The sequence below is a fragment of the Couchioplanes caeruleus genome, from assembly GCF_003751945.1.
Classification (GTDB): domain Bacteria; phylum Actinomycetota; class Actinomycetes; order Mycobacteriales; family Micromonosporaceae; genus Actinoplanes; species Actinoplanes caeruleus.
The window spans coordinates 2,388,174-2,410,437 of the sequence record NZ_RJKL01000001.1 but is presented as its reverse complement, the minus strand read 5'-3'; the positions used below and the strand labels follow the sequence as shown (position 1 = coordinate 2,410,437).

Below are 22,264 nucleotides of genomic sequence, written 5' to 3'. Positions count from 1 at the left end.
AGCGGCGGTCATGCTCGGCTCCCAGCCGACGTGGCCGCCGTTTCTCGTGTCCCGAGCGCCCCGTCGACCAGGGCGCGGGTGCGGTCGAGCACATCCGGCCACTCGTGCACGTACTCGTTGAGTGTGATCGTCGGAGTCGAGTGACCGAGCGCGAGCTGCACCGTCTTGACGCTCGCCCCGGCGTGGATCAGCAGCGTCGCGTAGTAGTGCCGCAGGCCGTGGAAGCCCCAGCGTGGCGGCAGACCGACCTTCGTCCGGACCGGGGTCCAGGTACGGGAGAAGGTCGAGGCGTTCACCGGCTCGCCGCTGGCCGCGCGGAAGACGAGCTCGGCGGGACGCCGGTTCGGTCGTCGGGGGTCGGTGTCGTCGTCCACCTCCACGGGCGCACAGCCCTCCGCCAGGTGCTCGCGCAGCGCAGTCGCCACCACGTCCGGCAGCTCGACATTGCGGGTGCTCGTCTTCGTCTTCGGTCGGCCGAGGTACGGCGGGCGACCCTTGTGCATCTTCAACTGCTGGCGCACCGTCAGTTCGGCAGCGTCGAAGTCGATGTCGCCGACCTCCAGCCCGAGCACCTCGCCGAGCCGCAGACCGCAGCCGGCCGCGACGTAGACGGTCGCCGCGAGACGGGGCGGCATCAGCTCGGCCAAGCGGTGCACCTGCTCCGGCGTCGGGATCACCCGCTTGTCGCGGTCGATGCCCGGCAGGCGGATGTCGACGCAGGGCGAGCTGGCGATGAGCCGATCGCGTACCGCCGAGGCGAAGATGGCGTTCAGGTAGCCGTACACCACCCGCAGAGTGGTCGGTGCCAGCACCTGGGCACGGTCCTTCACCCACGCCTGAACCTTGCTGGGGCGTACTTGCCCGACCTGCATCTGCCCGATGCCGGGGACGATGTGCAACCGGATGGCGTGCTCGACCCGGATGGCCGTGCTCGGGATGTGCAACTGGTCGGCACGCCACCGTTCGGCGAGGTCGGCAACCGTGACCCGCCCGGCCCTGTCATCGATGTACTGGCCACGGCTGAGGTCGGCGCGCACGTTGGCGTCGTACCGGTCGGCGTCCGCCTTGCGCTCGAAGTGCCGCTCACGGGCGCTGCCATGGTTGTCGACCCAACGGACGCGCCAGCGTTTGCCCCGCCCGTGTTTGCGGGATGGCAACCGTCCCCATCCGGGCCGCGCTTCGTCAGGTACCACGTGTCGTCGACGGGCACCGCTCACGCCTCCTGGGAGACGAGCCATGCGCGCACGGCCGTCGGGTCGTATCGCAGGTGGCGACCGACCTTGAATGCCGGTGGGCCGACGCGATGGTGCCGCCACTGATAGAGCGTCGCAATCGGTACCCGAAGGAAGGCTGAGACGTCATCGATCGTCCACAGCCTGTCGACTGCCGCCGCTGACGCCGACGCTGTCGCCATCAGTCTGTTGCTCCTATCCGAGAGAGTTCCGACCGCCTCAGTTCGCAGCGTGGCGTCAAGGCGGGCTTGACGGTTGTCGGCCGTTCACGCGGCCAGGGTCTGAAGGTGCTGTCTGGCGGTTTCGGCGTGTTCTCGGGCCATGGCGGCGGAGGTGTTGGCGAGCATGGCGTCGGCCGGTGTCTGCCAGCCGGCGCCGACGAACTGCAGGAAGTTGACGACCAGCGTGGTGGGCTCGGCGACCGGCTCAGCCCGTTCGGGGCCGCCGGTCTGGGCGCGGCGGAACACGACGCGTGCGTCGCGCAGTATGGCGAAGGTGACGCTGTAGCGGCGGGACTTGGTGAGGAAGTGGCCGCCGAAGCCGAGCATGTGCGCCCACCGGCGCAGCTTCAGGTACGGACTGGCCGGCGGCCCGGCCGGGGGCGCGGCGAGCCATGTCTGCGGCGGCGACTTGCTCAGCGGCGCAGGTGGGGCAGGTCCGGTAGCGGGTACAGCCCCCGCAGTCCGGGTCGGTGCGCAGGACACCGAAGGGCTCAGCCGGAGCGGGTTCAGCGCGGCGCTTGGGTGCGAGCGGACCAGGCGGAGTGGGATCGGTGCGGAAGCTGCCGAGCCGCCAGCAGGCGTCGATGAGCCGTTGCGGGTGGGTGCCGTCCGGGTCGGCGTACAGGCCGACGGTGTCATCGGTGAGCCGGTTCGAGGCGTGCCCGGTGACCTCGGTCGACTTGGTGGCGTACTTCGCGAGGTAGGCGACGACCTGCTTGTGGGTCACCTCGCCGTCGGCGCCATCGGTGATTACCTTGGTGAGGACCTGGGAGCCCCAACTGATCGTCCACCCCGCCGGGTTGGCCGGGTGCGGCGCGGTGGTGAAGGCGACGGTCGCGACCGCATGATCGACAGCGGCGACCAGGTCGTGTGCGTCCAGTCCGGGCGGCGGCGCGACGATGGTGTCCGGCTGGTCAGGGTCATTGCCATCAAGGCGGACCACGCAGTGCAGGTGAATCGCGGCGCGGCGCTGCATCTCAGCGGCCTTGCTGAACTCCAGCCGGACCGGGCTGACCCACCGGGTCCGGGCCTTGCCGGACTTGTCGTAGGTCACGACAGGCCGGTCCGGATACCCCGCTCGTGGGCGACCCGGCGGATGTAGCGGTTGGCGGTGATGCTGGTGCGCCGCCACAGCTCCGCCGCGCGCAGGTTCCACACCGACTGGGTGAAATGCCACTCCCGTGGTCGCCTGTAAGGTGGTCGTATGCCTAGGAAGCTGATGGGTGCGGCCGAGATCCGCCAACGGCTCGGAGAGATCAGCCGTCAGCGCGTCTACCAGCTCACGCACCGGCCGGACTGGCCGGCACCCTACGACGAGTTGATCCAGGGCAAGGTGTGGCGACGAGATGACGTTGAGGCGAGGATCAAGCAGCATCGGCCGGACTCGGACGACCAGACCCCTTGACCCAGGCACTTTTCGATCTTGACCGAGCTGCCGCAATAGCTGCCTGAGCTGCGGTCCTCAGTCCACCGTCGTCCGTGGCCGTCCGTCATGATCACAGACGATTGTCACTCAGTTAGTCACCCAGGACGTCGGATGGACCGGGCCCTGATGCGGAGCCGGCATAGACCAGGCTCGGGCAAGAATTTGGCCGTGAGAACAGTCAGAAGGCGTAGGTGCGCGGGGAACCTCGACGCTACAGCCGTTTGCGCATCTGGATCGACGTAACCTCGAAGCCCATCTGCTCGTACAGACTGCGAGCCCCTGCATTGAACCCGAAGACGCTCAAGCCGACGGAGACGATGCCTAGCTCCCGACAGGCTTGTTCGGCCGCCTGCATGATGGCACGGCCATATCCCTTGCGGCGTAGCTGCTCACGGACCGCGAAGTCGTAGCCGAAGGCGTGTCGGCCGTCCGACTTTTCCTCCACGTGCAGCCAAGCCATGCCCACCTCTTCGGCGCCGTCGTAGGCAGTCCACAGATGATGGCCTGCGGTGTGCAAGCCGTCGGGCAACAGCCGCTGGAAGTCCTCGGTCGCCTTCTGCTGCGCTTCGATCAGCGGTAGGGCGCCAGAATCGGCGATGTTCTTCGCGTAGTCCAGCTCAGCGCCCTGCCGGTATGCGAGGTACCGCTCCTCAGTCATCGGTTCAAGTCTCAGTCTCTCCACGACTAGACCATAACGAAGCGCCGCCGCACCCGGCGCTCGACGGCCGCGACTCGCCCCGCGGCCCGGCGCGGCAGCTCGGCCGCGTCGCCCAGGCCGAGCCGGTCGGCCCCCGACCTCCAACCAGATTCCCAACCCCGCGTTGGACTCTGTCGTCGCTGCGGCCCGATCCCCGCTTTCCACGCCAGCCGCCGGGTTGCCTGCGTGCGCCGGCGCGTGCGACAGGTAAGCGCCGGCCACGCGCCCAGGCGGCGGCGTGAGCGGCCCGTATCGGGCCGCCTTGAAGACGTACAGAAAGTTTGAACAACTATCAACGGGCTCAACGGGCTCCGTGTGGGCGGCGCCGGCGCTGGCCATGCCTGCTCGTTCCGGCCACGGGCGACGGCCATCGTCGACGTCTGCATCGCGCAGGTATTCCGCGGCCTTCTACGCCGAGTGCCTGACGCGTCCATCGCTGTTGTAGGCCGGCTCGACCACCTTCCTGGACAGCCCTGAAGCGACCTCTACGGATCCGCCCTTACTCTCGGTGATCTTGTTGCGGCTTGTCGTAGGGAGTCAGTAGTATCCGGCGCGCTCAATGTTTGAGCTCACGGGGGATGCCTGGCATGGACGCTGAGGTCGGTTCGTCGCGCGTGTTTTCGGTTCTGTGGCGTTGGATTCGGCGGGCTGTCATCGCGGTGGCGTTGGTGGTTCTGGCGGGTTCGTTGCCGTTTGCAGGCCAGGCCCAGGCGGAGCCCAAGCCGTCTGCGGATGTCGACCGGAACCGTTCCGTGGCGGTCGGTAAGGCCAAGACGCGTGACGGGCAGGTGTCGGAGTCCCAGGTGGATCTGTGGAAGGCGCCTGCGGTGAGCTGGCCGTCTCCCGGCAAGGCCGAGGTGGCGATCGCGGGTTCCGGCCGGGTCGCTGTCCCGGGGCAGCCGGTGCGTGTCGGGCGTCCTTCCTCGGCGCCGGCTCGCGCCGCGGTGAGCCCGCCGCGCGTGCCAGTGCCGCCGAGCCGGTCGGGCGGGTGAGCTCCGAGGTACTGAGCCGTAAGCAGGCTGAAGCTGCCGGGGTGACCGGGCTGATGCTGCGCTTGAACCGCACCGATGAGGCACCGGTCAGCGCACCGACGTCGGTGGAGATCGACTATTCGTCGTTGCGGCAGGCGTTCGGTGGTGACTGGGCGCGGCGCGCGCAACTGGTGCAACTGCCGGCCTGTGCGGTGGAAACGCCGGAGAGACAGCAGTGCCAGACGGCGACGCCACTGCCGGCGAAGAACGATGTCGAGAAATCGACCATCGTGGCCGATGCCAAGCTGGCGCCGGCTGACAGCGGCCAGGCCACGGTGCTGGCCATGACCGCAATGGCGGCGAGCGTGGACACCGGCACGTTCGCCCGGTCCGACTTGACCGAGGCGGCATCGTGGTCAGCCGGCAAGCAGTCCGGTGACTTCTCCTGGTCATATCCGTTGCAGGTGCCGCCGGCTCCGGGTGAATTGGAGCCGGAGCTGGCGCTGGGTTACAACTCTGGTGCGGTGGATGGGCGTACCAACGCGAACAACGCGCAGCCGTCCTGGGTCGGTGAGGGTTGGAATTTTGAGCCGGGGTTCATCGAGCGTCAGTACCGGGCGTGTCGTGACGATGTGACCGGGGCGACCACCGCGCAGTACACCAACGCCACCGGTGATCTGTGTTATCGGGATCAGAATGCGGTGCTGTCGTGGCGGGGTCAGTCGACGGAGCTGGTGCTCGACGATGCGACGGGCAAGTGGCGTCTGGCCGAGGATGACGGCTCGTACCTGGAGTTGGTCACCGGCGGCACCGGCACCGGGCTCTACAGCAATGAGCACTGGAAGCTGACCACGCCGGACGGCACCCAGTACTGGTTCGGTAAGAGCCGGCTGCCGGGCTGGCAGGAGGGTCAGCCGGTCACCTCGTCGGTGTTCGGTGTGCCGGTGTTCGCGAACCGGACGGGCGAGCCGTGTTACAAGACCGGCGGGTTCGCCGGCTCCTGGTGCGCGATGGCGTGGCGCTGGAACCTGGACTATGTCGTGGACCCGGACGGCAACTCGATGTCGTACTGGTACCAGAAGGAAAGCAGCCGCACGAAGCTCGCGGGCACGGCGACCGTGGCGGCCTACGACCGCGGCGGCTGGCTCGCGCGCATCGAGTACGGCAGCCGGCACGGAGACCAGTGCGAAGGCGCCGATGAAGGTCGACTTCACCGCCGGCGACCGGTGCCTGGCCACCTGTTGGAGCGGCACCACGCCGGTGGCGGCGAACTGGCCGGACACTCCCTGGGATCTGCAGTGCACGGCGGCGCCGTGTACCAACAACCCGGCGCCGTCGTTCTGGACCGCCAAGCGCCTGGCGAAGGTCACCACGTCGGTGCTGGTCGCAGGCGCGTATACGCCGGTGGACGAGTGGGCGTTGACGCACAGCTTCCCGGCCACGAATGACAACACCGATCCGTCGTTGTGGCTGGCGTCGATCACCCGCACCGGCCGGACCGGCGGTACGCAGGCGCTGCCGAAGGTCGACTTCGGGGGCACACGAAAGCCGAACCGCACCGACTACAACACCTCTGCGGGCGTACCCACGTCGAACAAGTACCGGCTCACCCGGATCACCTCGGAGACCGACGGGGAGCTGCAGATCGCCTATGGCGACTCGAACTGCTCGCCCACGTCGCTGCCGAACCCGGACAACAACTCCATGCGGTGTTTCCCGCAGTACTACGCCCCGCCGAATTCGGCGGCGGGCTGGTCGTGGTGGAACAAGTACCGCGTGATCAGCGTGACCGAACGCGACCTGGTCGGCGGGTCACACGACGTGGTGCACAGCTACGGGTACAGCACCGCCGGCTCGTCGACGAGTGTGTTGTGGCATCACAACAACGGTGACAAGTGGGGGTTGTCGCTGCCGTTGCGGACGTGGTCGGACTGGCGGGGTTACTCGAACGTTTCGGTCACGACCGGCGTGGCTGGTGGCACCCGGACGAGGTCGGAGTACCGGTACTTCCGGGGTATGCACGGCGATCGTACCGATGCTGGTGAGACCGCCCGGGCTGTGTCGATCACCGACTCGCACGGTGCCGAATGGACGGACTTCGGCTACCGGACCGGTCACCTGCTCGAGCAGGTCGACTACGACGCCGACGCAACCACGCCGCTGTACAAGTACCGCTTCCACCCGTGGGAGAACCAGACCGGCCAGCGCGTCGAAGCCGCCGCGCACGCGCAGCCGACCACCACCCGCTCATACTTCGGCGAGGTCGCCAAGGAGGAGACCTTCGAATTCCTGCCCGCGTCGGGCACCTGGCGCGAACGCGAGGTGGAGTTCGTCTACGACCCGACCTACGGCCAGGTCACCAAGGAGATCGACCGGGGATTAATCGGATCGTCCGATGACGATGTGTGCACCACCAAAACGTATGCGCGTAACACCAACCCTGCGGCGTGGCTGATCGACTACCCGGCCGAGGAACTGGCCACCAACTGCGCCGACACCCCCGGTCCCGCCGACGTGCTGTCCGGTGAGCGCACCTACTACGACGGCTCCACCACCCTCGGCGCGGCGCCGACGCGGGGCCTGGACACCCGCACCGACGATCTCGCGTCGTACACCGACACCACGGCCAACTGGGTCACCGCCGGCACCGCCACCTACGACGCCCATGGCCGTGTCCTGACCGAGAGCGACGCCCTCGGCCGGACCAGCACGACGACCTACACGCCGGCCCTCGGCGGTCCGGTGACCGCGGAAACGGAGAGGAACGCCGCCGGGCACACCACCACGTCGACGTTCGACATCCGCGGCGAGACGCTGACCGACACAGACGAGAATGCCAAGGTCACCACCGCCGCCTACGACCCACTGGGCCGGCTGACCAAGCTGTGGCTGCCCGGGCGCACCACCGGCCAGACTCCGCATACCCAGTACGACTACGCGGTCAACGGCACCACCGCGCCCAGCCACACCCGCACCCGTCAGCTCGGCCCGAACGGCAACCAGATCAGCTCCTACGAAATCTACGACGGGCTTGAACGACCCCGCCAGCAGCAGAGCACCGCCCCCGACGGCAAACGGGTGATCGCCGACGTCCGCTACGACGCGCGCGGGCTGATCAGCGCCGAGACCGCGTTCTACAACAACGCGTCCGGGCCTGCCGGCACGCTCGTCACGTTCGACGACACCGCAGTGGACCTCCAGGAACGGTCCACCTACGACGCGCTGGAGCGGCCGACCGAAACCGCGCTGTGGTCGCGCAATGCCAAGAAGTGGGCGACCACCACGGCATACCGCGGTGATCGGGTCACCGTGACCCCGCCGGCGGGTGGCATCAAGACCACGACGCACCTTGACGTCACGGGTGAGGTCACCCGGCTGCAACAACACCGCGGACCGGGCGCGCAAGACGCCGTGGATGAGACGAAGTACGGCTACGACCGGCTTGGCCATCTGACCTCCATCACCGACCCGGCCGGCAATAAATGGACCCGCAGCTACGATCTGCGCGGCCGGTTGACCGGCGGCACCGATCCCGACGCCGGCACCCTGGTCAACGAGTACGACGAGGCAGACCAGCTGACCGCCACCACCGATGGCCGCGGTAAGAAGCTGTGGCGCAAGTACGACCAGCTTGGCCGCGTGACCGAGCTGCGCGACGCGCACGCGACCGGCACCCTGCGGGCCGCGTGGACCTACGACACCCTCGCCAAGGGCGAGCTCACCTCCGCCGTACGCCACTCCGGTGGCAAGCAGTACACCCAGACGGTGACCGGCTACACCGACCTGTACGACCCGACCGGAACCACCGTCACCATCCCGGACGGGCACCGAGGTATCAGCGGCACCTACACCACCGGCTACACCTACCATCCGGACGGCTCCCCGGCCTCACTGACGTATCCGGCCGTCGCGGACCTACCCACCGAGACCGTCACCCCCACCTACACCGACGCCGGTGACCTCGCCACCCTGTCCGGCACCGACACCTACCTGGCGTCGGCCACCTACGCCTGGCACGGCGGCGTCACCCAGCGCCTGCTCGGCGCCGGCGGCAAACGCGTACGCCTCATCGACGACTACGAGGACTCCACCCTGCGCCGCACCAAGGCCCAGGTCTCCACCGAACGCGCCGGTACGGCCGACACGTTCGACGAGAAACTCACCGAGCGCTACAGCTTCGACCCCGCCGGCAACATCACCGCGATCAACGAGGTCAACGAAGGCGCGGGCAACACCACCGTCACCCAGCAGTGTTTCCAGCAGGACTACCTGCGCCGCCTCACCGAGGCCTGGACCACCACCGCCGCCACCTGCCAGACCAGCCCCACCCAGGCCGCGGTCGGCGGCCCGGACCCGTACTGGCAGTCGTTCACCTACGACCTCGTCGGCAACCGCAAGACCGACACCAGCCACAGCCCGGCCGGCGACACCATCCGCGACTACGCCACCCCCGCCGCCGGAACCGCGCAACCGCACACCCTGACCCGCCGCGAGACCCGCGGAGGCGGCTCGGCCACCGACTACACCTACGACCCCGGCGGCAACCTGAAAACCCGCACCGCGGCCGCCGGCACCGACACCTTCACCTTCGACGCCGAAGGCCTACTCACCAGCGTCGCCACCGCCGCCAGCGGCACCCACTACTACACCTACGACGCCGGCGGCACCCGACTCATCACCATCGACCCCACCGCAGTCACCCTCGAACTCGGCCACAGCGAAATCCGCGTCGACAACACCGGCAAAGCCACCGGCACCCGCTACTACGGCGACGCCATCCGCACCACCACCGACGGTCTGACCTGGATGGTCAGCGACCACCACGGCACCGGACAACTCGCCATCGACGCCGGCACCCTGACCTCCACCCGACGCCGCACCACCCCGTTCGGCGAAAGCCGCGGCCCAGCACCGATCTGGCCCGACCGCAAGGCCTTCGTCGGCGGCACCGCCGACCCCACCGGCCTGACCCACCTCGGCGCCCGCGAATACGACCCCAGCACCGGCCGGTTCATCTCCGTCGACCCCCTCGCCGACTTCGGCGACCCACAAACCCTGCACGGCTACGCCTACGCCAACAACAACCCGATCACCTTCACCGACCCCGACGGACTCGCGGTGTACCCGTGGGCCGGAGGCGGCGGCGGCGGCATGGGATCAGTCCCCCGCATAAGCATGCCCTGGAACCCCTTTAAGGGCAGTGGCAGAGGCAGTGGAGCCAAGGGACACGGCTCCACCGTCAAGAAGAAACCCGGCAAGACGGTCACCCCAAGGTTCAGCCGCACCGAATCCCGAGACGCGCACAACGAGAAAGTATTCGGACGCGCCCGCGCCTCCAGCCGATCAACGCCCAAGCCTCCAAGGGTCGTCGTCCGAGGACCTAAGTCCGGAGGCGGCAAAGCCAAGCCCAAGAGCCGACCCAAGAGCTCCACGAAGGCGACTGGCGGAAAGAAGTCCGGCGGGAAAAAGCCGCCGAAGATGCGGCCCAGCAACCCTCCCGTGAAGCCCAAAATCAAGCCTAAATCACCGAAGGGTAAATCAAAACCGGCGAATCCTAAGGCAGAGGCTGAGCGGGCCCGTGATGAGGCTGGACGAAAGCCTAATGGCAAGCCGAACCGTGACTCGCCCGTCTATGTCGGAGGCTATGATAAGAACGGTAATGTGATGGGCGCAGGTAATGGCCCCCGTGGTCACAGAAATCATGCCGAGGACATCATCCAGGACCGCATGCCCGGCGCGAAGATGACCCAGCCCTACGCTTGGCGAAGGAATAAAGACACGGGCCAGCTAGAATGGCGCCCGCATACTGTGTGCCCGAGGTGCCAAGGAAGGTACCCCCGTGAGCTGTTCGATCCCAGGACGCGTGGCGAATCCGGAGGTAGTTGGGTTGACTGAGGTAAATGCTGGATCCGCCGGTCTTGCTGAGCGACTTATCGAGGCGACTGATTGGGGCAGTTACCGGAAGCTCGAAGGCGTTTCGGCGGCGGATGTGGGGCAAGCTCTAATGTCGCTTCTTAAGTCGGATCGGGAAAGGATTGATACCGCCGAAGACTCTCTCGAAGACAAGATTGTGCCTCAAGCCGATCTTTACAGCGCGGCTGAGCCGGCGGTCGGCGTCTTGGCGGCCTCGCTGGTCGACCCCCGGCCGCGCTGGGTTCGGATTGCAGTGCTTGAGTTGATGTATCTAATCCTGTCCGGCGCTCCAGCCAGTGACGAGGTCGAACGTGGAAACGGTGCGCTCCTCGAACGGTGCGCCGCTCGTGTTCGGGAATCGCTCTGGCTAATTGTTCGGGAGGCGCTCGACGATGAGGCCTGCTACGAAGCTGCACTTGACGTGCTCGACATCGTTGACCCGGGTGGGACGGCGAACGAGCTTGCCCGGTCAGTCCGTTGACATGGCGCTTAGTGCATCGTGATGCTGTTGCCTTTTACGTGACGTTGGTGTGGTTGGATGGTCGAGTGGACCTGACGGCGGATTAGCGAGCTGAGCTTCGTGCTTGACGACCAGCACGGAAGTGTCGGCGGCAGTCGGGACGCGGGCGCAGATCGCGTTGTGGCATGCCGAGGGTCGGACGAAGAAAGACACTGCCGCTCTGGCGGGAGTGTCTCGGCCGACGGTGGACCTGTGCTGGGCCGGTACGCTGCGGACGGCGCTGCCGGCCTGCTGGGCCAGCAGGCCGGCAGCGCCGCTCGCGAGCAGGTTCGCGCTGACGTCCGCTCGAAGGTTTGGCTTTGACACGCACGACGCCGCGACCGAGCGGTTCATGGAGTTCGCCGAGACCTGGGGCAGGAAATACCCTGGCGATCGTGAAGCTCTGGTCCGACGCATGGGCCGAGTTCGTGCCGTTCCTCGCCTTTGACGTGGAGATCCGCAAGGTCATCTGCTCGACGGATGAAATCGTCAAGTCGCAGCACGGGTTTTCGCGGGATTGTGTGGTTGCCAGTGCGCGACGAAGACTTCGTAGGCGTGCTCGGCCTGCTCGGCCACTGCGGTTTCGGCGGCGCGTCGCTGTTTGTCGTTGTAGGCCGCACCCGGGATGCGGAAGTTCCCGCGCCGTGACGGTGCCCCGGCGGTCAGTTCGAGTTTGCGTCGCTTGTGCGCGGTCAGGCCGGGCCGGGCGAAGGCGTAATTTTGCTCCTTGGTGACGAGATGCCAGGCGAGGGTGGTCATCTTACGGGCGGTCGCGACGATCGCGGTTTGGAAGCCGCGGCGTGCCTTGACCCGCTGGTAGAAGGCGCGCAGCGGTCCCGGGGCGTGGCTGGCCGACCAGGCCGCCTCGACGAGGACGCCACGGACGTGGGCCCGGCCGGCCTTGCTGATCCGGCCATGCACCGGGGCGGAGTTGCCGGACTGGCGGACCTTCGGGTTCAGCCCGACATAGGCGACCAGCTTGTCGGCGTCGGTGAAGCGGGTAAAGTCGCCGACCGCGGCCACGATGGAGATCGCGGCGATTGCGTCGATGCCGGGTATGGTCATCAACCGGGTCACCATCGGGTCGGCGAACGCCTCGACGGCGAGTTCCCGGTCGACGATGGCAAGCTCGTCGCCGTGGAAGTCCATCTGCCGTAGCAGCGCCTGCACACTGGCACGCTCATCGGCGGGTAACACCTGCCGGGACAGCCAGTGCCGGCCGGTCTTGCCGAACAGGTCGGACACCGGCGGCGTCGGCGCGAGATTGCGAGCCAGGATGGCGTGGACCTGGTTCTTGACCCGGGTGCGCTGACGCACCAGATGCGCCCGGCGGGTCACCTGCCGGCGCAGCCGGCGGATCCGTTCGTCGGGCAGCCACACCGGCGGCAGGAAGTCCGCCGCGAGCAGTTGGGCCAGGATCCGCGCGTCGACCTTGTCGGTCTTGACCTTCGCCTCTGCGATCACCCGGGTCTTGGACGGATTCGACACCACCACCCGCGCCACGAGAGGGATCAGCAGGTTCGCGATCGCGTCGCTGTTACCGGTCGCCTCCAACGCGATCTGATCATCCGCGGAGCCCAGCCGCCCAGGCCCGCAACGCCTCCGGCGTCACACCGATGCGGCCCTCGTCTCGAGCCAGCCCGTCCTCAAGGACGGCCAGTTGCGCGAACTCGCGGTGCACGTCCATCCCGATATAACGAACCATGGCGGCGGCTCCCTTCACCGATCGACTGGGTGGGGAACCGCTGGGACGGAACGACACCTACGGATACGCGCTCGCAGCGCAGCCGGACCAGTCGCAGGGGCGGCCAACTACTAACACGGGCTCGCAGCCCACAGAGCAAGAACGGCCTGCCCATACGTGTTCCCCGAAGGCCCCTGTTCCGGACGGTCACACCGTATGCCCGACCACGATCGCCGGGCCAGCGGAACACCACGCGGGCCTCCACCGGATTTCATACCGGGTACGAACGCGATCGACAGCGTCAATGCTCGTATCCGCAAGGCGGTCCTTGGTCGGCGACAGCCCACTGGCACGTGGGCTGGCCGCCGGACCACGGTGTCGCGTGTCAAAGTGATGGCGGCCGGGTGCCGCTTCGAGCCACTAGTGGGCTGGGCTGGTCGGCGTCGTCATCCGCCGTTCGTCGCTGATGCCGGTCGCGCGCAGCCTTGTGGGCGGCGTCGAGCAGGCTCAGCGCCTCGGGGAGTTGTGTGTCGGGGTTGACGACGGACAGCCACCCCGCCCCGCCGTAGACCGGATGGGGGAACCACGTGTCGCGGACGTGGGCGTCGTGGTGGGCTTTCATGGCATCTCGAGGCGATGAGCCGATGACTCGCGCGAACTGCGCCTTGGGCGCGGCGATGTTGAGTCGAAAGGTGCCTGGCTGGTCCAGACCAGAACGGGGCTCGTCGGGGTAGTCCTTCGTCACGATCGTGGCGAAGGGTTGTGTCGCCGGGATTACACCGTCGGGCGCGTAGTAGATGAACGTGTCTCCCCAGCTGACTTCGGGCGACGCGTCGCCGGGTTGCGGTTGCAGGACGAGTACGTCGTCCAGAACCTTCGCGTGGTTGATGATGTCGTCCATGTCCATGTGTTCCAGCGTCACATTGAACTGCTAGTGGAGACTTTTGATCGTGAGGCCTCGACGATGACGGCGGCAACTCTCCACCACCCCTTGCGGACTGCCGACGTGGCCCGACACGCTGGCTGCTCCGTCCAGCAGGTGCGCAACCTCGAACGTGACGGGGTACTGGAGCCGCCCACGCGTACTCCGTCGGGTTATCGCATGTGGACCGAAATCCACGCGCTAGCGGCAGCAACCTACGTCGTCCTCGCCGGAGGTGTGGGGGCCGCCGAGGCGAAGAAGCTCATACGCATCGCACGCGCCGGCACGGAAAACGAGGTGCTTGCGCTCGTCGACATGGCGCACGCCTGCCTGCACGCTGAGCGGCGGCACGTCGAGCTAGCTAGAGCTGCGGTCGCCGCGATCAGGGCCGAACCCCTTGACGACGTCCGCCCCAACGACGCCATGACCATCTCCGAACTGGCTTCCGCGCTGGGAGTGCCCACCTCGACGTTGCGGTACTGGGACCGGCAAGGCCTGCTCACCCCCACTCGAGCAGTTCGCGGACGTGCACGCATCTACACCCCAGCCGATGTCCAGGACGCGCGGATCGTGCACCAATTGCGCCTTGCCGGCTATCGCATCCCGCCGCTGCGCGCGCTCATGCCGGCCCTGCGGCAGCGCGGGCGCACTTCCGACATCACCGCCGCTCTCCGGGCACGGGACGCGCACATCAACTCGCGTTCGCGCGCCCTTCTCCGAGCGGCGTCTGGACTCCTGGCGCTGACATCTTCCGGGGAGCCCCAGTCGGGTCCGTCGGAAGCCCAGAAGTGACAACGCTCGGTGGGGCTACACCGTCATCCGCGGAGAGCCCCTTAACCCCCAGCCGTAGGGGCACTCCTTCAGAGCAGCTCCCTGGCGGGACCGGCTGCGCCAGTCCCGCCAGGGGCAATGTATGCCGCTAACGGCGAGCGATCACAGGTTCGAGGTGAACGCGGCGTAGGTGCCGAGAGCGACCAGGAGCGTCGCAGGGATGCCCCACCAGCGCACCCTGGGAAGCAGATACCTCCATGCGATCATCGGTACGGCAAGGGTGACGAGCAGGAGGATCCCGTAGCCGGCGGCGGCCAGGTCGTTGCCCGTGCCTTCGATCGGACGCACCTCGAACGCGATTGCCAGATACCAGCCCACCGAGAAGAAGCCCCCCATGACGGCCAGCCCGACAGCGACCACTGCGCGGCCGATCGCCATGATGTGCCCGCGGGCCGGGTGCTTATCCGTCATGGTGGTCATTTCAGCACCCGAACGCGGTCGGTACCGACGAATGGCACTCCGCTGCGGAGCGTTGCGGCCACGGGTAGGACGGCGTCGCCCGCGCGGAGACCGATGGCTTGTGTCGAGACGTGGATCAGAAGGTCCACGCGACTGTCGCCGTTGACGTCCTCTCGCTGCGCCTTGGTGATCTTCGCGGTGGTCCGGCCGACCCGTACGGACTCGGACTGGATCCGCGTTGCGTCGAAGCCGGCGTCGCCCAGGAAAATGGTGTCGCCGAACCAGGCCGCGTCCGCGAACGTCGCCGTGTGGAAGCTGGTTCTTCCGGCGAAGTTGCCCTCACCGAACCAGGCGCTCGCGGCGAAGGTCGCGTCGTCGAACACCGCCTCCGCCGCGAATGATGCCCGGCTGAACTCGGCGATCCCGTCGAAGGTGGCGGCGCGGAGGGCGGTGTCGCCGGCGAACGCGGCGGTTCGGAATCGGGCGTCGGCGCCGAAGTGCGCCTTGCCGAACCAGGCGACGTCACGGAACCGCGTCTTGCGGAACCAGGCGTTGCCGCAGAACGTGGCCTCGCCGAACCAGCCGCCGCCCGAGAAGATCGCCCGGTCGAAGTCCGCCTTGGCGGAGATGACGGCGTCGCGGAAGCCGGCGTTCTCCTGGAACGTCGCCCGGCGGAAGTCTGCCTCGAGGCTGAACGCCGCTCCTCGGAATTCGGCGTTGACGTGGAACGTCGCGTCGCGGAACCAGGCGCCTCCGGAGAAGGTGGCCTCCGTGAAGTCCGCGACGCCATGGAAGGAGGCGTGCCGGAAGCCGCGTTCGGTGGCGTCGACCTCGGTGTGCGCGTGCTTGCGCAGCTCGAGCTCGTGAGTGTGCTCCGACAGCCGCTGACGGCGTACGGCCAGGAGCAACGCGGCCGCCGCCCGCCGGCGGCGAAGAAGCCGAGCCCGTACTTGATGGCCTCGATCTGGAGTTTCGCCCGGTCGGGCCCGCGGACGTCGGTGGCGATCGGCAGCATCATGACCGAGGCCAGGATCCCGACGCCGACGACCACGCAGGCGGCGGTCAGCAGCCCCCGGGTCGGAGAGGAGCCAGGGCCAGCGGAGCGAGTGCGTTGCTGCACCGTCGACGGCGTCGACAGAACGTCGACTTTTCACGGACATATCGTTCAAACGGACACAACGCCGCCCGTGACTCGATCCCGAGGGGGTCGCCGAGGTGCCCAGAGCCGGCGGCGAGGCGCCCGGGTCAGCGGGGGCGCTGCTGGCGGAACGCGCCCTTGCTCGGCCGCATGTTCTTCGGGATGGCGCCCTTCGGCATCTGAGGGCGGGCCAGCAGGGCGCCCAGGCGCTTGTCCAGAGCGTTGACGTCCTTGCCCGTCAGGTTGCGGGGGAGCTTCATCATGGTCGTCCGCAGCTTGCGGATGGAGAGCTCGCCCTCCTCGGCGCCGATCACGTAGTCGTACATCGGGGCGTTGCCGATGACCTTGGAGAGGCGGCGCTTCTCCTGACCCAGCAGGGTACGGACGCGCTGGGGCTGGCCCTCGCCGAGGAGGATCACGCCGGGGCGGCCGACCACGATGTGGATCATGTCGAACTGGGTGGTGGAGCTGGCCGCCGGGCGTACGCGCCAGTCGCCGCGCATGTTCTCCATGATCGAGGCGGCGGCGCCGGGCTGGCCCTCGGCCGCGTTCATCATCGCCGCGTTGGAGCGCAGGTTCAGCACGATCAGCACGGCCAGCAGGGTGACCATGATGCCGATCGGGATCCAGATCCAGCCGAAGTCCAGGAGGACGAACAGCACGGTGAGCGCCAGGGGAATCAGCACCGCGCCGACCACCAGCGGGACGAACCATTTGTCCTGCCGTGCCGTGAACGCGAAGACCTGGCCGATCTGCTTCAGGCGCTCGCGGAACGGAACCTTCTCCTCGGGTTTTGCCATAGCCGAAAGTGTAAGGGCCGGAGCCTCTCCGTCAGCCGCGGGCCTCCAGCGCCTGGCGGTAGAGCCGGCCGGCCCGGTATGACGAGCGGACCAGCGGACCCGACATCACGCCGGCGAAGCCGATCTGCTCGGCCTCCTCGCGCAGCTCGACGAACTCCTCGGGCTTCACCCAGCGCTCCACCGGGTGATGGCGCGGGGTGGGCCGCAGATACTGGGTGATGGTGATCAGCTCGCAGCCGGCGGCGTGCAGGTCGCGCAGGGCCTGGGAGACCTCGGCGCGCTCCTCGCCCATGCCCAGGATCAGGTTGGACTTGGTGACCAGGCCGGCCGCGCGGGCCTGGGTGATGACATCGAGCGAGCGCTCGTAGCGGAAGGCCGGCCGGATCCGCTTGAAGATGCGGGGCACGGTCTCGACGTTGTGGGCGAGCACCTCGGGTGCCGCGCCGAAGACCTCGGCGAGCTGGTCGGGCTCGGCGTTGAAGTCGGGGATCAGCAGCTCCACGCCGCAGCCCGGCTGCAGCTTGTGGATCTGGCGCACCGTCTCGGCGTAGAGCCACGCGCCGCCGTCGGGCAGGTCGTCGCGGGCCACGCCGGTGACCGTCGCGTACTTGAGGCCCATGGTGGCGACGGACTCGCCCACCCGGCGCGGCTCGTCGGCGTCGAACTCGGCGGGCTTGCCTGTGTCGATCTGGCAGAAGTCGCACCGCCGCGTGCACTGGTCGCCGCCGATGAGGAAGGTCGCTTCACGGTCTTCCCAGCATTCGTAAATGTTGGGGCAACCCGCCTCCTGGCAGACGGTGTGCAGGCCCTCCTTCTGGACCAGCCCGCGCATGTGCGTGTATTCCGGGCCCATCTTGGCCTTGACCTTGATCCACGGCGGCTTCCGCTCGATGGGAGTCTCGGCGTTGCGTGCCTCGATGCGCAGCATGCGGCGGCCCTCGGGAGCAATAGTCACGACTTTGAGGTTACGCCGAATGCAAGATCAACCGTCGCAGGGGCGACGAGGCTCACGTAGGCGAATCTGTGAGGGCCCTCACGCGGGCTTCAACAACCTCGTGGGGTGACCGAAGCCACATTGTTAACCTCCAGTCACGGCGACGACGCAGACCGTCGTCGAGGTCACGGCTACCGTCACCGCGAACTCCGGCGGCCGGGTTTTTCCTTGATCCTTTTACTGGGTTCCTTCTCCTTCATAAGTACGGGCACAGGAAGTCCGCGTGGCACACGCCGCGCATCTGCCGTCCCGGCCTCGTCACGCCGCCGCCGGGCGACGGGGGTGGTCGCTGAGCTGGCGCCGGGCGGGCGCCGACGGCAACGGCCGTCGGGCCCGGTTGTTCATCTCGGCCCGGCCGGGGCGGGCCGGGGCGGGCCGGGGCGGGCCGGGGCGGGCCGGGTCAGGCCGGGTCAGGCTATGACGGCGATGGTGACGCCGACGACGATGACCAGGGGGAGGATCGTCATGAGGATGAGGATCCACCAGGCGATCGGGTGGCCGAAGTTGAGCGAGACGCCGCCCGCCTTGTTGGGGATGAAGACACGCTTGTCGCGCGGGTTGTTGTAGAGCTTCACAGCAGCGTCGGCAGGTGTCGTTCGACCACCGGCAGGACGTCCGCGACGGCCACCGGGCGGCCCAGCTCCGCGGTGAGGGAGGTGACGCCCGCGTCGCGGATGCCGCAGGGGACGAAGCGGTCGAAGTGCGACAGGTCGCAGTCGCAGTTGAGGGCGAAGCCGTGCTGGGTCACGCCCCGGGCCACCCGGATGCCGATCGCCGCCACCTTGCGGTCCGGGCCGCGGTCGTCGGCCCGGACCCAGGCGCCGCTGCGGCCCTCGACCCGCTCCGCCGTCACGCCGAACTCCGCGCACACGTCGATGAGCAGTTGCTCGATGCGGCGCACGTACGCCACCACGTCGACCGGGTCGGCGAGCTTGACGATCGGATAGCCGACGAGCTGACCCGGCCCGTGCCAGGTGATCTTTCCGCCCCGGTCCACGTCGACGACCGGGGTGCCGTCCGACGGGCGGTCCATCGGCTCGGTGCGCTTGCCCGCGGTGAAGACGCTCGGGTGCTCGAGCAGCAGGATCGTGTCGGGCCGCTCGCCCGCCACGACGGCCTCGTGCAGGCGCCGCTGCTCGTCCCAGGCCTCGCGGTAGTCGACCAGGCCCGGACGCAGGACCTGCAACGTGGAAGTCGTCACCATCCCAGCCTAGTCCCTCGCCCGACGCGCCGACCGAGCCCGCTTACGCCGTCGCGCCGGCCGGATGCCCGGGCTCGGACCCTCAGGGGAAGGCCCACAGCACGGAGGCGGCGGCGACCGTGCCGGCGAGCGCCGCGCCGTAGCACGCCGCGGCGATGATCGGGTCGAAGCGCCCGAGCTGGAACGCGTGCTCGACCGTGAACCGCAGCCGGTGGGCGGCGTGGACGAGAGCGAGCGCGCAGACGCCGAGCAGCCCGAGCCGGGTCAGCGGATGGCCGAGCACGGCGAGCAGGTGCGCGTGGTCGGGCGCCGGCACCCAGCGCAGGGGGATGGCCACGCCGAACAGCACCAGCAGGACGGGCAGCACGAGCGCGGCTACCATCCCGCCCGCGCTGAACAGCAGCCAGACGAACGGCTCCGGCCCGGCCCGGCCCGGCGGGTGCGCCATCTAGCCCACCACCAGCCAGGCCAGGAACCCGGTGACCCCGAGCCATCCGAGGTAGACGCCCGCGAGGACGACGCGCGACGGCACCGTCCGGTCGCGGACCCGCACGACCATCGCACGGGGTGTGAGGTTGGCGAAGGTGACGGCGTGCAGGAGCACGAAGGCGAGCGCGACGAGGTTGAGCGCGATCACCGCCGGGTTCGCCATCGTGCCCAGGAAGTTCTCGTACGCGCCGGCGCCGTGGGCCACGGACCGCACGAGCAGCAGGAGCTCGACCACGAACAGGGCGACGAACACGCTGGACAGCTCGCGCAGCACGAACGTCGTGTAGGACCGCCGCCGTGCCCACCACCACCGGGGCATGCGCCGCCGGTAGTACCGCGCCTCCCATGGCGAGATCATCGAGACCGCCACGGCAGGACGAGTGACTTCACCGCGTCCAGCGCCGCGGCGAGCTTCACCTGCTGGATCGCGCCCGCCGGATCGACGCCCTTGGGGCAGGCCGCGGAACACTCGCCGACGAACGTGCAGTCCCAGACGCCGTCCGGCTGGGCGAGGATGGTCAGCCGCTCCCGGTCGCCCTCGTCGCGGGAGTCGAGGTCGTAGCGGTGCGCGAGGGCGATCGCCGCCGGGCCGACGAACGCGTCGTCCAACCCGTACACCGGGCAGGCCGCGTAGCAGAGCATGCAGTTGATGCACATGCTGAACTGCTTGAAGTTCTGGAGCTGGGCCGGCGTCTGCAGGTATTCCCCCTGCTCCACCGGCTGTTCCTCGTCGCGGATCAGCCAGGGTCTGACCTGGCCGAGGTGGTGCAGGAAGTCGGTGAGGTCGACGACCAGGTCGCGGATCACCGGGAAGTGGGCCAGCGGCTCGATGCGTACCGGCCCGGGCGTGAGGTCCGACAGGAATGTCGCGCAGGACAGCCGCGGGTCACCGTTGATCATCATGCCGCAGCTGCCGCAGATGCCCATCCGGCATGACCAGCGGTAGGACAGGGTGCCGTCCAACTCGTCCTTGATGTGGTTGAGGCCGTCGAGGACGGCCCAGTCCGCTCGCAACGGTACGTCGTAGTCGGCGAACGCGGGCGCCGCGTCCTCCTCCTCGGGCCGGTAGCGGGCGACCCGCAGCGTGATCTGCTCGGACACGTCACCTCCCGTAGACTCGCTCGCCCGGCGGCCAGCGCGTGATGGTGACCGGCAGGCGCGAGATACGCGGTGAGCCGTCGGGCTCCCGGTGCGCCAGTGAGTGGGCCAGGAACTTCCGGTCGTCACGGCGCGGGAAGTCGGTGCGCTGGTGCGCACCGCGAGATTCCTCGCGGCGCAGGGCACTGTGCACGATGCACTCGGCCAGCTCGAGCATGCCGGCGAGTTCCAGGCCGGCGATCCGCTCGGTGTTGAACCGGCGGCTGGTGTCGTCGATCGCCGCGGTCGCCGCGCGCTCCCTGAGCTCCCGGAGCTTGTCGGTGGCCTTGGTCAGGCTGTCGCCGTCGCGGTAGATGCCGGCGACGTCCTCCAGGATCTCCTGCATCTGCCGCCGCAGCGCGGAGATCCGGTCGGGGCTGTCGCCCCGGCGCACCAGGTCCTCGTCGAGCCGGCGCCGCTCGTCGTCGCCCTGCGCTTCCACGGCCGCGCTCGGCGGCCGGGCCTCGGCGGCGTGCCGCGCGGCGGCCTGACCGGCGCGCGCGCCGAACACGAGGCATTCCGGCAGGGAGTTGGAGCCCAGCCGGTTGGCGCCGTTGATGCTCACGCAGGCGGTCTCGCCGGCGGCGTAGAGACCCGCAAGCGCGGTGGCGCCGTCCAGGTCGGTGTGCACGCCGCCCATCATGTAGTGCACGACCGGACGCACCGGGACCAACTCGTGGACCGGGTCGATCCGCTCGTAGTCGCGACACAGTTCGCGCACCATCGGCAGCTTCGCGTCGATGACCTTCTCGCCCAGGTGGCGCAGGTCGAGGTGGACCACCGGCCCGTACGGCGAGCCGATCGTGCGTCCCTTCGCCGCCTCGTGGACGAACGCCTGGGAGAGCCGGTCGCGCGGACCCAGCTCCATGCTGCGCAGCACCGGGCCCGGCGCGGGCCGGCCGAGGTCGTAGTCCTGCAGGTAGCGGTAGCCGTCCTTGTTGAGCAGCCAACCACCCTCGGCGCGGGCCGCCTCGGTGATCAGGATGCCGGTGAACGGCAGCCCGGTGGGGTGGTACTGGACGAACTCCATGTCCTTGAGCGGGGCCCCGGCCCGGTAGGCCAGCGCCATCCCGTCGCCGGTCTTGATGGCCGCATTGGTGGTGAACGGGAAGACCCGCCCGCCTCCGCCGGTCGCGATCACCACCGACCGTCCGGTGATCGTCTCGATCAGGCCGGACATCAGCTCCAGCGCCACGACGCCGCAGACCCGGCCGTCGTCGACGATCAGCCGGGTGGCGTACCACTCGTCGTAGCGGGTGATGCTCGGGTACTTCAGGGAGGTCTGGAACAGCGTGTGCAGCAGATGGAAGCCGGTCTTGTCGGCGGCGAACCAGGTGCGCTTCTTCTTCATGCCGCCGAACGCGCGCACCGCGACATGCCCGTCGGGCTCGCGGCTCCACGGGCAGCCCCAGTGCTCGAGCCGCAGCAACTCGCGGGGAGCCTCCGCCACGAAGGCCTCGACGGCGTCCTGATCGCAGAGCCAGTCGCCGCCGGAGATCGTGTCGTACGCGTGCTCGTCGAGGCTGTCGTCGGCGGCGATCGCGCCGGCCGCGCCGCCCTCGGCGGACACGGTATGGCTGCGCATGGGGTATACCTTGGACACCAGCGCCACGCTGAGGCGGGGGTCGGTCTCCGCGACCGCGATGGCGGCGCGCAGCCCGGCCCCGCCCGCACCCACGATGACGACGTCATGGGACACGCTCATGGCTG

The 22,264-nt window shown here is 68.5% G+C and carries 23 protein-coding genes and 2 pseudogenes; 7 read left to right on the top strand and 18 right to left on the bottom strand.

The genetic code is table 11. The features are described from left to right. Positions 1 to 8: 8 nt before the first annotated feature. The 4 genes and pseudogenes from EDD30_RS10485 to EDD30_RS41780 all read right to left on the bottom strand — a co-directional run. Positions 9 to 1,157 carry a tyrosine-type recombinase/integrase gene (locus EDD30_RS10485; RefSeq protein WP_071809323.1) on the bottom strand — a complete coding sequence of 383 codons (1,149 nt, stop codon included), beginning with the start codon at positions 1,155 to 1,157 and terminating at the stop codon, positions 9 to 11. Positions 1,158 to 1,213: 56 nt separating this feature from the next. Continuing rightward, positions 1,214 to 1,414: a helix-turn-helix transcriptional regulator gene (locus EDD30_RS10480; protein ID WP_071809324.1), complete on the bottom strand. Its 201-nt coding sequence runs from the start codon at positions 1,412 to 1,414 to the stop codon at positions 1,214 to 1,216. 84 nt (positions 1,415 to 1,498) lie between these two features. Further along, on the bottom strand, positions 1,499 to 1,780 hold the full coding sequence (locus EDD30_RS10475) for a replication initiator (RefSeq protein WP_342353728.1): 282 nt from the start codon (positions 1,778 to 1,780) through the stop codon (positions 1,499 to 1,501). 271 nt (positions 1,781 to 2,051) lie between these two features. Then, positions 2,052 to 2,507 (bottom strand): annotated as a pseudogene (locus tag EDD30_RS41780) (replication initiator); the annotation flags it as partial. A gap of 150 nt (positions 2,508 to 2,657) precedes the next feature. Here EDD30_RS41780 and EDD30_RS10470 point away from each other — a divergent pair. After that, positions 2,658 to 2,858 (top strand): helix-turn-helix transcriptional regulator, encoded by a 201-nt coding sequence (locus EDD30_RS10470; protein WP_071809327.1) that lies wholly within the window; start codon positions 2,658 to 2,660, stop codon positions 2,856 to 2,858. A 232-nt stretch (positions 2,859 to 3,090) separates the two neighbouring features. Here EDD30_RS10470 and EDD30_RS10465 read toward each other — a convergent pair whose 3' ends face one another. Next, positions 3,091 to 3,537, bottom strand: a complete 447-nt coding sequence (locus tag EDD30_RS10465) for a GNAT family N-acetyltransferase (protein WP_071809328.1) — start codon at positions 3,535 to 3,537, stop codon at positions 3,091 to 3,093. A gap of 626 nt (positions 3,538 to 4,163) precedes the next feature. Between EDD30_RS10465 and EDD30_RS38205 the strand changes: the two genes are divergently transcribed. The 5 genes and pseudogenes from EDD30_RS38205 to EDD30_RS40490 form a co-directional block, all read left to right on the top strand. Beyond that, a complete protein-coding gene (locus EDD30_RS38205; protein WP_143163012.1) occupies positions 4,164 to 4,568 on the top strand; it encodes a hypothetical protein in 405 nt (134 codons plus the stop codon). A gap of 41 nt (positions 4,569 to 4,609) precedes the next feature. Beyond that, positions 4,610 to 5,995 carry a hypothetical protein gene (locus EDD30_RS40510; protein WP_071809329.1) on the top strand — a complete coding sequence of 462 codons (1,386 nt, stop codon included), beginning with the start codon at positions 4,610 to 4,612 and terminating at the stop codon, positions 5,993 to 5,995. A 256-nt stretch (positions 5,996 to 6,251) separates the two neighbouring features. Next, entirely contained in the window at positions 6,252 to 10,442 is a 4,191-nt protein-coding gene (locus EDD30_RS41425; protein WP_342353762.1) for an RHS repeat-associated core domain-containing protein, read from the top strand. Next, entirely contained in the window at positions 10,411 to 10,941 is a 531-nt protein-coding gene (locus EDD30_RS38970; protein WP_211353744.1) for a hypothetical protein, read from the top strand. The genes EDD30_RS41425 and EDD30_RS38970 overlap by 32 nt, the downstream gene beginning before the upstream one ends. A 373-nt stretch (positions 10,942 to 11,314) precedes the next feature. Beyond that, a pseudogene (locus EDD30_RS40490) lies at positions 11,315 to 11,447 on the top strand (transposase); the annotation flags it as partial. 1 nt (position 11,448) lies between these two features. On the opposite strand, the gene EDD30_RS10440 reads toward EDD30_RS40490, so the two are convergent. From EDD30_RS10440 to EDD30_RS10435, 3 genes are all read right to left on the bottom strand, one after another. Further along, a complete protein-coding gene (locus tag EDD30_RS10440) occupies positions 11,449 to 12,513 on the bottom strand; it encodes an IS110 family RNA-guided transposase (protein ID WP_211278027.1) in 1,065 nt (354 codons plus the stop codon). Positions 12,514 to 12,523: 10 nt separating this feature from the next. Further along, positions 12,524 to 12,664, bottom strand: coding sequence for a hypothetical protein (locus EDD30_RS39850; protein WP_211278028.1), 141 nt, complete (start codon positions 12,662 to 12,664; stop codon positions 12,524 to 12,526). A gap of 364 nt (positions 12,665 to 13,028) precedes the next feature. After that, the gene (locus tag EDD30_RS10435) at positions 13,029 to 13,550 is read right to left on the bottom strand and encodes a DUF6194 family protein (protein ID WP_071809334.1); all 522 of its coding nucleotides are present in this window, start codon (positions 13,548 to 13,550) and stop codon (positions 13,029 to 13,031) included. On the opposite strand from EDD30_RS10435, the gene EDD30_RS10430 reads away from it, so the two are divergent. Further along, positions 13,524 to 14,357 (top strand): MerR family transcriptional regulator, encoded by an 834-nt coding sequence (locus tag EDD30_RS10430; protein WP_244945190.1) that lies wholly within the window; start codon positions 13,524 to 13,526, stop codon positions 14,355 to 14,357. The genes EDD30_RS10435 and EDD30_RS10430 overlap by 27 nt on opposite strands. 141 nt (positions 14,358 to 14,498) lie before the next feature. On the opposite strand, the gene EDD30_RS10425 is transcribed toward EDD30_RS10430, so the two are convergent. The 10 genes from EDD30_RS10425 to frdA all read right to left on the bottom strand — a co-directional run bounded on the left by EDD30_RS10425 (position 14,499) and on the right by frdA (position 22,259). Next, entirely contained in the window at positions 14,499 to 14,816 is a 318-nt protein-coding gene (locus EDD30_RS10425; protein ID WP_071809335.1) for a hypothetical protein, read from the bottom strand. Then, positions 14,813 to 15,703 (bottom strand): pentapeptide repeat-containing protein, encoded by an 891-nt coding sequence (locus EDD30_RS10420; protein WP_071809336.1) that lies wholly within the window; start codon positions 15,701 to 15,703, stop codon positions 14,813 to 14,815. The genes EDD30_RS10425 and EDD30_RS10420 overlap by 4 nt, the downstream gene beginning before the upstream one ends. Positions 15,704 to 16,040: 337 nt before the next feature. After that, positions 16,041 to 16,733 carry a DUF4191 domain-containing protein gene (locus EDD30_RS10415; RefSeq protein WP_071809337.1) on the bottom strand — a complete coding sequence of 231 codons (693 nt, stop codon included), beginning with the start codon at positions 16,731 to 16,733 and terminating at the stop codon, positions 16,041 to 16,043. Between the two features lie 31 nt (positions 16,734 to 16,764). Next, entirely contained in the window at positions 16,765 to 17,709 is a 945-nt protein-coding gene (gene lipA / locus EDD30_RS10410) for a lipoyl synthase (RefSeq protein ID WP_394328320.1), read from the bottom strand. 428 nt (positions 17,710 to 18,137) lie between these two features. Then, a complete protein-coding gene (locus EDD30_RS10405; RefSeq protein ID WP_071808831.1) occupies positions 18,138 to 18,302 on the bottom strand; it encodes a peptide ABC transporter substrate-binding protein in 165 nt (54 codons plus the stop codon). Continuing rightward, a complete protein-coding gene (gene lipB, locus EDD30_RS10400; RefSeq protein WP_071808830.1) occupies positions 18,299 to 18,931 on the bottom strand; it encodes a lipoyl(octanoyl) transferase LipB in 633 nt (210 codons plus the stop codon). The genes EDD30_RS10405 and lipB overlap by 4 nt, the downstream gene beginning before the upstream one ends. A gap of 79 nt (positions 18,932 to 19,010) precedes the next feature. Further along, positions 19,011 to 19,376 (bottom strand): fumarate reductase subunit FrdD, encoded by a 366-nt coding sequence (gene frdD / locus EDD30_RS10395; protein ID WP_071808829.1) that lies wholly within the window; start codon positions 19,374 to 19,376, stop codon positions 19,011 to 19,013. Continuing rightward, complete coding sequence (locus EDD30_RS10390; protein ID WP_071808833.1) at positions 19,377 to 19,775, bottom strand: succinate dehydrogenase/fumarate reductase transmembrane subunit; 399 nt, start codon at positions 19,773 to 19,775, stop codon at positions 19,377 to 19,379. It abuts the gene before it with no gap. Further along, on the bottom strand, positions 19,772 to 20,518 hold the full coding sequence (locus EDD30_RS10385; protein WP_071808828.1) for a succinate dehydrogenase/fumarate reductase iron-sulfur subunit: 747 nt from the start codon (positions 20,516 to 20,518) through the stop codon (positions 19,772 to 19,774). The genes EDD30_RS10390 and EDD30_RS10385 overlap by 4 nt, the downstream gene beginning before the upstream one ends. A 1-nt stretch (position 20,519) precedes the next feature. Further along, the gene (frdA, locus tag EDD30_RS10380) at positions 20,520 to 22,259 is read right to left on the bottom strand and encodes a fumarate reductase (quinol) flavoprotein subunit (RefSeq protein ID WP_071808827.1); all 1,740 of its coding nucleotides are present in this window, start codon (positions 22,257 to 22,259) and stop codon (positions 20,520 to 20,522) included. Positions 22,260 to 22,264: the final 5 nt, after the last annotated feature.